Source organism: Mangrovicoccus algicola, assembly GCF_014903745.1.
GTDB classification, from domain to species: Bacteria; Pseudomonadota; Alphaproteobacteria; order Rhodobacterales; family Rhodobacteraceae; genus Mangrovicoccus; species Mangrovicoccus algicola.
Map to the genome: position 1 here is coordinate 1 of NZ_JACVXA010000101.1, position 10,247 is coordinate 10,247.

The 10,247-nt window shown below is 56.8% G+C and carries 4 protein-coding genes and 2 pseudogenes; 2 read left to right on the forward strand and 4 right to left on the reverse strand.

The genetic code is table 11. The features are described 5' to 3' along the window. The first annotated feature begins 1,143 nt into the window (after nucleotides 1–1,143). On the forward strand, nucleotides 1,144–6,708 hold the full coding sequence (locus tag ICN82_RS20135) for a sacsin N-terminal ATP-binding-like domain-containing protein (protein WP_193186832.1): 5,565 nt from the start codon (nucleotides 1,144–1,146) through the stop codon (nucleotides 6,706–6,708). A 65-nt stretch (nucleotides 6,709–6,773) separates the two neighbouring features. Here ICN82_RS20135 and ICN82_RS20140 read toward each other — a convergent pair. After that, nucleotides 6,774–7,352, reverse strand: a pseudogene (locus ICN82_RS20140) (IS5 family transposase); the annotation flags it as partial. Between ICN82_RS20140 and ICN82_RS20145 the strand changes: the two are divergent. After that, nucleotides 7,350–7,475: pseudogene (locus tag ICN82_RS20145) on the forward strand (IS5/IS1182 family transposase); the annotation flags it as partial. The pseudogenes ICN82_RS20140 and ICN82_RS20145 sit on opposite strands and share 3 nt — an antisense overlap. Before the next feature lie 50 nt (nucleotides 7,476–7,525). Here the strand turns inward: ICN82_RS20145 and ICN82_RS20150 are convergent. The 3 genes from ICN82_RS20150 to ICN82_RS20160 all read right to left on the reverse strand — a co-directional run bounded on the left by ICN82_RS20150 (nucleotide 7,526) and on the right by ICN82_RS20160 (nucleotide 10,143). Beyond that, entirely contained in the window at nucleotides 7,526–8,233 is a 708-nt protein-coding gene (locus ICN82_RS20150; protein WP_193186835.1) for an HNH endonuclease, read from the reverse strand. Nucleotides 8,234–8,342: 109 nt separating this feature from the next. Beyond that, entirely contained in the window at nucleotides 8,343–9,632 is a 1,290-nt protein-coding gene (locus ICN82_RS20155) for an AAA family ATPase (protein WP_193186838.1), read from the reverse strand. 277 nt (nucleotides 9,633–9,909) lie between these two features. After that, nucleotides 9,910–10,143 (reverse strand): hypothetical protein, encoded by a 234-nt coding sequence (locus ICN82_RS20160; protein WP_193186840.1) that lies wholly within the window; start codon nucleotides 10,141–10,143, stop codon nucleotides 9,910–9,912. Nucleotides 10,144–10,247: the final 104 nt, after the last annotated feature.

The following is a 10,247-nucleotide window of genomic DNA, read 5'->3' on the forward strand; positions in this document are numbered from 1 at the left end:
GTCGCAACGCTGAAGGCGAGGATCACCGCGATGCCATAGGCAAAGCCCCGCATCAAAATTGAGTCAGAGCCCCCTTTCAGAGCCGATTGACACCTCCGCCCTTACACACTCGGGACGGACACGTACACGCAAGCGTTGAAAGCTCTGGAGGGAGGCAAATTCGTCTCGCAGTCGGAAATGCCCTTTTCCGAGGTGGCGGACTGAGACCCATTCCAACGCAGCCGCATCGCACCGGGCCAGCTGCGCCAATTGTTCAATCGCGATCCCCTCCCCGCGGAACAGGGGATCGATCGGAAAGGCAGTGTCGCTGCAGAATCGCTGCATGGAGCTTGCGCCGCCCCTCGCCGCGAGTCGGGACACAAGGACGATGCCGACTCGAACGCGGCATGCGGCACGGTCAGCGGCAACTGAGGAAAGGTATTTCCGGGGATGGCAGGGAGGCTCTTGGCCAAACGAGACTTCCGGGATCAGGCATAGGCAGGAATGACCTTACCCTCAGATCGCAAGCTCAGCTGGGCGACGCCACTCCGCGTTCTGGAAGTTCCGCCTGCGGGGTCGGGCATCTGACTTGAAAGTCAGTTTTTCCTGACACCCCGCAGAGGGTGTCGAATGTCGTGCGAAAGCGACTCTAGGCGACGGGGATAGCCTTGAAATCTTGGCCGCCCACCTACGCTCTGCCAAGCATTCCCGACCCAAATGTCGAGCATTTCTGACCCAGATACAGGCCGTCGTCTAACGAGCCGCCTTGGTAACTTGACACATGTCTCGAGGCAGCCCTTTCCATTACATTCGTGCCCGCGCAGCGTCCGACCAAGCACCGCTGCGAAGGACCGAAAGCGACCTCACGGCAGCGCGGCATGGCTACTGCTGCAAGACCGGATGGCAGTCGTTCATACAAAAGAAGTGAAAAGGAACTGTGGCTTTTGTTTCCGCGAGCGTCTTCGGGATTACAGCGGACCAACCGGTAATGTGGCCTAATCGATCAGCGAGCGGTTGCCACAGAAGGGTGGACGTGTTCTCTGGTACCCTGTTCTTAGATGGGACCGCTTCCGATATAGAGTCGGCATTCGCGCGTGAGGCGCCGGAATGGGTGGCCAGTTCATATATCTCAAAGCATGATTAGGGTACCGGTAGGGGGTAGTGTTGAGCCAAGCCGATTTGCAGCAGGCGCCAGCGATCGCGAGTGAGATCGAAGTGGAAGAGACACCGGAACAGGCGATTGAAGCGCTTGCTAGTGGTAAACTCACATCTTTTCGTGGCACCGTGGATCCCAACACCGGTGATTATTTCGACGATGTATATGCTCAAAATCGAAGCCTGACCCAGCATGTGGCGGCTGACTATCACGGTCGCTTCCTCATCGAGCTAATCCAGAATGGAAGCGATGCCCACGCCAGGGATCAACGCGACGGTGAGGTCGAGATTATTCTCGACCAACGCGAAGGGCAGTTTGGTACGCTCTATGTCGCCAATCGGGGACGGCCTTTCAGCCACGAAAATCTGAAGGCGTTGACCCGTATCGCCATGTCAAACAAACCTCCAGGGGAGGCGATCGGCAACAAAGGCCTTGGATTTCGTAGCGTGAGCCACGTTTGCGACGCGCCGGAGGTTTATTCTCGGAGAGAGTTGGATGGCTCGCTGACTCGATTTGATGGCTTTTGCTTCACGTTTGCGCGCCCGGATGAGTTCGAGAAATTGCTCGCCGATCCCCATCTTGCCGAACTAGCTAGAACCTCACTGCCGGTCTTTTTCCTTCCGCAGGTTCTGAAGGATCAAAACGACACCGTCCGCGAATTCGCGCGCAAGGGCTTCGCATCCGTCATTCGCTTGCCCCTGCGCGACAAGGCTGCCCATGATGATGCGTTTGCCGAGATTCAGCAGCTCAACGACGATAGCGCGCCTCTCCTTCTGTTCCTCGCGCACCTCTGCCAGTTGACGGTCAGGATCATCGATCTCGATGGTGGCGACACTTACGGCCGGTCGCTTTCGCGGACTGAAAAGGAACTTCCCGGCGCACCGGCGGCTGCGACGATCGTTACGCTCGAGAACTCTCGCTGGCTAGTTCTGCGAGAGGCTGTAGCGGAGGGAAAAATGCTGGAGGCGATCAGCCACGGCATCGAGACCACCCAGCTTCACGGTTCTTGGGAAAGCTGGTCGGGGATGGGCGAGGTCGCGCTTGCGCTCCGTTTAGACGCCGACATTAACGCGCCGCGCCTCTACACCTATCTTCCGATGGGGGAGGGAGCAGCAGCTCCGCTCCCTGCGCACTTTCACGGGAGCTTCTTTCCAACATCCAACCGTAAGGCGCTGGACGCGAGCGTCGCGCTCAACAGGCTCTTGCTTGATGAAGGTGCCAAGCTCGCCGCCCGGTGTCTGTTCTGGCTAACGACTATTCCTTTAGACGAGACCTACGCGCAGAACCCGATGCTTCCTACTGAAGAGCGCGCACGCGTTGCGGTCGATCTGTTGACTTGGACCGACCCAGACAGCCTGAGGGTTAGCAGAAGTGCATCGCATCTGGGTCTATCGCTCTTGGTCGCTCAGCATGTCGCCGAGCTGTCCGAGGTTGAGTTCATTCACTCCAGTGTCATCCCCTGCGTCGCACCAACCAGCACGGACCCGGAGCGGCTGGAATGGCACCACCCGAATGCTGCTCGAGCACGATTCCCGGAGTCCGATACGTTTTCGTTAGGAGTTGTACCGCGACATGCTAGCGCTGCAGGCGTCGCTTTGATCTGGCCGGGCCTGCATACGGCTCGGATCTCGCGACTTATCGAATTTCTTAAGGTGTGCACACAGGGCACATTCCGGGAGGCCATGAGCAATGGCGAGAAGGCCCGTATTGCAGCGAGTATCGCCGGCAGGTTGAAGGCCCGTCCGCGTCCGGGCGTTGGAAAATGGACAGCATTCTATCGGGATCTGCTAAGCTTCGTCGATCAACCGGCTGCGCTAACCGGGCTTCCAATTATTCTTTGCGATGACGGCACTGTGCGTGCCGACGGCAAGGTTAGTGATACGTATGATGATGTGGTCGAGACACGGCGACGGCGCCGCCGAAGGCGCGGCGAGCCGATCGCACCATCATTATTTTTCCCTCCTGCGCGCCGGCCCGCAGGAGAAGGGGGTGAGCCGACAGAACTCCTACGCGTCCCGGTCCAGTTGGGGCGCTATTTCGCATTCGCTTCGAACGCCCTCCCTTGGCATGGCGAGTTGCGCAAGACCCGGGAATATCTCGAGACTGGCCTCGTCTCAGCCTACGACGGCGATGCGGTGCTTACGCGGATCGCGCAGGTCGTCCAGGCGAATCCTACGATCGAGCAGGCGATAGCGGGTCTGCGATGGGCCTTTTCGATCTGGCGTCGCACCGAAGAACTCGGGCGGCCGATCGCGATCGATAAGCGCTATCGCCTGCTCGTACCGACCGTGGACAACGACCTGATCGTGGCAACGGATGCGGTCTTTTCTGAAACATGGCCCGAGGAAACGCTTGGACGCCGGCTTGGCGAGTTTCTAGCGACTGCGCCGAACGATGTGCCGGACCTGATCACATTCAAGGGAAAGCGCCTCGCGCCGACAGCGCACCGGGCCTTCAAGGGTACGCGCATCGATCAGTGGACGAGATTTCTCTCCGCGCTCGGCGTGCGCTGCGGTCTGCAGGCCTTCGAGCCTGAAGGCCTGGACACGGCCACGGCCAGCCAGTTCAAAACCTTTGAGTTTGCACGCAAGATCGGTTTGAGCGATGCGGCAATTGATGAGTGGAGGCGGGACCTAGAAGTCCATCAGCCGCACGCGCTGACCTTCTCCTACACCACGCTTTATCGGTTCTCGACCAAAATTTGGTGTCTGCCAGGGCAAAACGATCATCAACGGTTCTCACCCGAATGCCGCGAATTGTATGCCGCGCTGGTCATCGAATGGGCCGCCACCGTTCCGACGAGCCAACTCGTCACAAACGTGCAGCACACCCACTACACTTCGGATTCTCGGGAATGGTCTACACCAGCAGGTGCCTTCCTTCGTAGCGCAGAGTGGATGCCTGCCGAGGAACCGTCAGCGGATGGCGGTCGTCGAGGGCATTACCGTCTTTCGGAAATCTGGGTGTCGAACGGTATTGATCGATACCCGTATTATCTGCGGCAGCTGACCGCCCGGACGGCGCGCGCGCTCGACCGCGCTCCACCCAACGCGGCCCGAAGGCTGAAGGAATTTTCACTTTTAAGGACGCTCAATCAGCCAGGCACTCAATTTGCACAGCTCGGCTTTCTGGCCCAACAATATGAGGCGGGAAGCGTCAGCCAACACTATGAGCCGTTTTTGGCGAACCTCTATAATTTAACCTGGAAAACGGCAGCGGATCGCCACGCGGTCGAGCCCCAGTTTCCCGGCACACCCGATCCAGAGATGCCGCTTCTCGTCCGAAAGGCAGGCGACTTGATGGTCGTGGTGCCCGGTGCGAAAGGCGCGCCTCCTGTATATGTGCGTGACATCGACGATGAGATCGCCGCGAGTTTGATCGGGCCGCTGGGCGGTGCGATGCTGGACGTGAAAGGGGCCGACCGCTCAAGGATCGGCAATCTGCTCAGCGCGATTTATGGTCACAACGTATCGCGCCTATCCGCCCTTCAATATGATGTGCGGGTCGATGGAGCCGGAATGGAGACGCTTGAAGCTGACAGGACTGCCATCGACCTGTGCCCCTGGCTGCGGCCGATGCTCGCGATCGCGCTGGAAGGCGTCCGCGGGACGGCCGCGTCTCAGTTGCCTGCCGACCGGTCGCCTTTGCTCGCGGCCCTTGCCAACGTGCGGGTGCAGCAGGCCGAAAGAATAGAGTTCGAGATCAACGGGACAAGCTTTCCGTACGCAGTTGATAAGCCCGCCGTGAATTTCCGAAGGGCGGATGGGGTCCCGATTGTCGTCATCCTGAACCAAGCGGTGATGACTTGGGGTGCGCTTGATCGCTGTATTCCGGCAATCTGCGAGGCCATTGATCTCCCTATCGTCGCAGCGAACATGCGGCTGTTGGCGAACAGCCTTGCTCAAGACGGCGAATCCATCGATCGAATGGACTTGGACCAGGAGAGTATCGACAGGCTCTGTCGAACGCTTTTGCTCGACAATGGCGCTGCTGCGTCTGCCCGAAATCTCATGGGCGAGCGGCTGGATGTGCGGATGCCGTGGATCCGCGCGGCTTTCCACTATGCGGGGGGGCGGGACGCTTTAGACCGGCTTCATGCACTTGAATTTGTCCACGAGGCGGACATGGCCGCATTGATTTCCGAGCTTGAGCCAATGGGTAGGGAATTCGGTCTAAGTGTGCCGAATCTGATCGATAATTGTCGTCGCACGTTTGCGACGGACCAGTTTCAGGAATTGATGCAGTTCGAATTTGCGCGCTTTAATTTCAGTCTCGCCGAAACCGGCAGCGAACCTGTCACTCACCCAGAACTCCACGCGACGTTACTGGCGCAATTTATTTCATGCCATGAAGCCGATATTCTGCTTTCGCTGCGGAACAGCGTCGCAGCAGACCTTTCTGCTGGTAAATCCGCGCCCCGTTATGCATCTCTTCGTGACACCCTGCGCGCACTTGCGCCCGATCCCGCGTGGTTGACCGAACATGTCATCGTACCGGAGGAATTGCTCCTGAGCTTCGTCGAGACATGGCTGACACGAAGCAATGCACCAAGCCTTGGCTCCAATGACGCCAAGCTCTCGCCAGTCTTCGAGGTCCGTGCGGCCAATCAGCGTGCTATCTCGCAATTTTCAAAAACTGCGACGCCACTGGTGCGAGCTTGGCACCTAGTCGAGGGCGTGGCTCTCCCTGAAACGTGGCATGATTCAGGATCTTCAGAACGTTATTTGCGCGCCGGCCTGGATAAGGCGGGGATAACTGATTTCCGACCGCTCGATAGTGAAGATATTCTGAAATGGTGTGTGGATTTGAAGCTCTGGCCGATTGGAATGGGTGCGTCACTCGACCGCGAGACGCTGGGCATTCCCGAGTCCGAAATTGCCGCCGCTCAAGAGGCATCGAGGCGTGAAGCCGATGCACGCGCCGCGCTGGCTAGGTCAGTACCCTTCAATGGCCGCAACGAGGATCCCCAGAATTGCGACTGGAGCGCGATATCGGTGGAGATCGGCAATAATCTCTCCAGTTCCGTCAAGTCCGCCCGGCTTGGTACCTTGGCGAATCTCGCGGAGGTGAAAGCCCGGCAATCCGGTCATCGAAATCCGCCGATGGTGCCTCGTAACTCGGATGCGCCTTCCCGGATGCCGCAAGAGAAGAAGGATATGATCGGCAGGCTCGGTGAGCTTGTCGTCTATCACTGGCTGAAGGATCGGTTTCGCACGCAGGACATCGACAAGGCATGGGTCTCCAAAAATGCGACCCTGCAGATCGGCGCTGTCGCATCCGACAGCCTCGGCTATGACTTCGAGGTCGAGTATGATCGTAAAACTTGGCTGATTGAAGTTAAAGCGAGCCAAGGGGACAGCTGCCGGTTCGAAATGGGTGAAACCGAGGTCCGCGCGGCCCGGGAGGCGGCTAAGCCGCGTTCGAAAAAACGCTACGTTATCGCCTATGTTGCTGATCCAGCGACCCCGCTATCGACCCGTATCGAAATTCTGCCCAACCCTATGAGTGAGGAGGCCGACGGCGTTCTCGACCTTCTGGGAGAAGGCGTGCGCTTCGGTTTTCGTCGGCGCTGAGTGATGTCCACGGGGCTGTTTCGCAAATCAGTTGATGGCCGCACTTCGCCTCTCCCCGGAAACACTTATCCCGCGGCGACGATCATCGGGATACCGAGTGCCGTAGAGCGGTTGAGGACCGCCGCGCGGATCTGGACCTCTGCCACTTGGCGGTCGAAGTCCCGCGACGTCACCCGCTGGCCAAGCAGCTTCAAGCAGTTCGTTTTCGTTTCGACCCTTCTGCGACGGTGATACCCGCTCCCGTACCGCCAGAGCACCCGGCCCAAGTGTTTTGATGCTCGCAGGATCTCGTTGCGCGCCCGGGCTCCGGCTGTGTCCGGCTTCTATGGCCTCGCATTGCGTTTCGGCGGGATGATAGCTGCGGCATCGCGAGCAGCGATGGCGTCATGGCAGGCGCGGATATCATCGGCCCCGCCGGCAGCGACGGTGGCGATCTCCTCCGCCGCCGGGAGCTGGGTAAGCCGGTCCGGTAGTGTCGGCGCATCGCCGACTTTACTGGATGTGACTTCGACGGCCAGGATCTCCAGTGCTTTCTCGTCGGTTCCGAGTCGGATCTTGCGCCGCACCCGCCGTTTGGAGCCGCCATGCTTGCGCGTGTGCCAATCGCCTTCGCCCTCCAACTTGATGCCGATGCCGTTCAGCAGCGAAATCGCATCAAGATCATGTTCGGCAAGCTCAAGGACTGGAGGAGGGTTGCGACCCGGTTTGACCGCGGCTCACAAACCCTCTTCTCTACAATCGCACGCGCTGCGACCGTAATCTTCTGACTTTGAGAGTGAACGAGACCTGAACCTAGACTTACTATGGCACCTCGGTGCTAAAATCTTCCGCCAGGTCGCCGAACCGGCACACCAACGCCATTGAAGCAATCGCGAGCGGTGCCGGGAAATGCTTCGATGAATTTTATTCTCATTTCTGGATGATCTAAGAATACGGACATCCAAACAGAAAAGAAACCCAAACTAGGCGCAATAAAGTTTGCAATCATATCCGAAATAACCTCACGCACTTCTGGATTCCCGCAGCACCTCTCATAGTTGATCAATTGCTTCTCGGCCGCGGCGTACGCAGTAAAGCGGTGCTCGCTCCTCTTGTCCCGAGGGGACGGACGGTCCTCCAAGGTTGCGCCATTTGGATGCCGATGCAACTTTACAAGTTTTACGGCGTTCTCCACCAACTCTGAAACTTCATCAGGCAATCCACCCCGTATTTCCAAGCTACCATCCGGCCGGTAAATTAGAGCCGAAAATGTATTATCGCGATCCGGCCAAGCTACAGCATCAATATCAACGAGGGACGAGCTCTTCACAGTATTACAGCTCTTGCAGCTAAGAAGGAAATTATCCCAAGAGCGCTCCAATTCAGGACGCCTCACTTTGGGTTGCACGTGCTCAACTTCCGGAACGTGCTTTATTACTTGCTCACAGTAACTACAGAAGTAACCTAGTCGGTGAGTGAGATCATCAACAGCGTCTCTATACCGTCTATATTCACGAGGCGCCGCCCCTCTGCAGATAGGCCTCATTTCTCTTCTAATCCCAGCCTGGACAACCGCTCCACACGCATCATAGCCTCAACGGTTGGATCCTGAAAACGGCCCTCCATTTCATCCAGCTGCGCGATCATCTTTTCCTTCAAGCAGGATCAGATGTATCGATGATCTTATTTAGAAGCTTCAAGTACCCTTCAGACATCTCAAGTTGCTCGATATATGGCTCCGCCCTATCCACAACTTTCACTTTCTGCACCGCTTCAACTATATCGTCCAAAGGCATATTGTATACATCACCATCTGGATGCCTGTCATCCAGATCGAACAGAACCCCCTCTGAAAGTGACTGAATAACAAAGGGAGAGTGCGTCGTAGCAACAAACTGCATCCGAGGGAACGCTTTCAGTAGCGCCGGAATGATCTTCTTTTGCCATGAAGGGTGCAAATGCAGATCAATCTCATCAATCAAAATAACGCCTCTAGCTGCAGAAACCGCCTCCGACCCCAAGTGGGGATTCAATATAATAGCCTTGTAAGCAATATCCCCAACCATAGATAAAATATTTCTCTGTCCGTGACTTAGATTATCATATGCGATAACTTTACTCGCAGATTCAAATTCAACCTCTATCCTTCCCCGAGATGGAGAGTAGTTCACGCGAACAGGGCCATCAAAGCAACTTTCGATTGCTGCGCGCCAAGCTTTCAGTATCCCAGACGGGCGATCAGATTCAAACTCATTTAGTCGCATCCTCTTAAGCCACTCAAGCAAATCATAAGACGAAACACGCGGCTCGTGGCTGTTTCTGTACGCATCAAAACGAGAGGGGCGGGCCTTCCGGTCAATCCTCTTTGGCTCCACCCAAAGTCGACCGGTTCCGTAGTAAGAAAGCAATGGCAACGTCGCATCACCACCTGATGCAATTATGCCGTAGGCAGAATCCGCGAGATCTCGAATTTCCCTCGCATCTTTGATCGTTGTTTTTCCTGTAGCTTTCAAAAGTTCACGCTTCCATGAAGCGGTAATTACTTGATCATGAGAGCCTGCAAAAACTTTGCCCTGCGCAGCCACTACAGCGGGATAGGCTGACACGAAATCCATGCGCCCATCAAACTCTCTTACTACCTCCCTAACCTCCTCCTTAAGAATATGGCGAGAGGTGGCATCAGGAATTCCTAGCAGGAATGACCCGAACGAGACCGAAAGCGCATCAAGAATACTGGACTTGCCTACGCCATTCCTACCGATGATAAGTGTAAACCTGTCGTTGAGCTCCATTTCGAAATGATCGAAGCCCTTGAAGTTCTCAAGTTTAAGGCGATTGATATGCATATTTTTGAAGCGCTCACGGACACGATGTTCAGCTCTACCGGGTGGCGTGCCTAGCCTTACCTCTAACATCGGCCCGGCGTTGAGGGCAATCGGGGCCATAGCACGCGTGCGGCATCTCGATCTGTATTTGATTGATCAGCTACACCTCCGCGAGAAAATCCTGACAAGCAGGACCGGTCACTGCTGAGTTTGGGCTGCCGATCCCGGTTAGGGCCGTCCATGAGCGCCCAAGGCTTTTCCGATCGTCCGCGTGCTATCGGCTCGCAATAGTACCAGTCATCAGAGTGAACGCTTGTGCCTATTCAAAATCACACGGTCCGTCGGCGCCCTGCACATCCCTGCGGTACAATGACCCGGCACGAAGGACCTCCACCTGCTACTCCCAGCCGGCATCCATGAAGCTCTTCAGATCAAAATCGGGGTCTCGCGCGCCCATACGGTCAACCTGATCCTGAATTGGCCGCAAGCGCTCTAGCAGGTCCTGTTCTGCCTGCATCCGGACGAGTTCGGAAATCAAATGCGCTCGTAGCTCACGATACTCCGCTGCCTCCACGTCCTCCTCGCTCATTGCCAAGAGCAAGCTCATCAGGCGTTCGATGTCATCATCCATGGTTCGAGCTCCTCATGAGTGCTCCATGCGCGGCAACCTGCGATCTCCCGTAGGCACTGACCTTGCCCCCGGATCCCGGACTGGGAGTTAGATTACTCGCAGAC

What these genes read in the sequence shown, in the direction of transcription:
- ICN82_RS20150 (WP_193186835.1), bottom strand. Translation starts at nt 8,233, where the DNA reads ATGAGGCCTATCTGCAGAGGGGCGGCGCCTCGTGAATATAGACGGTAT.
- ICN82_RS20160 (WP_193186840.1), bottom strand. Translation starts at nt 10,143, where the DNA reads ATGGATGATGACATCGAACGCCTGATGAGCTTGCTCTTGGCAATGAGC.
- ICN82_RS20155 (WP_193186838.1), bottom strand. Translation starts at nt 9,632, where the DNA reads ATGGCCCCGATTGCCCTCAACGCCGGGCCGATGTTAGAGGTAAGGCTA.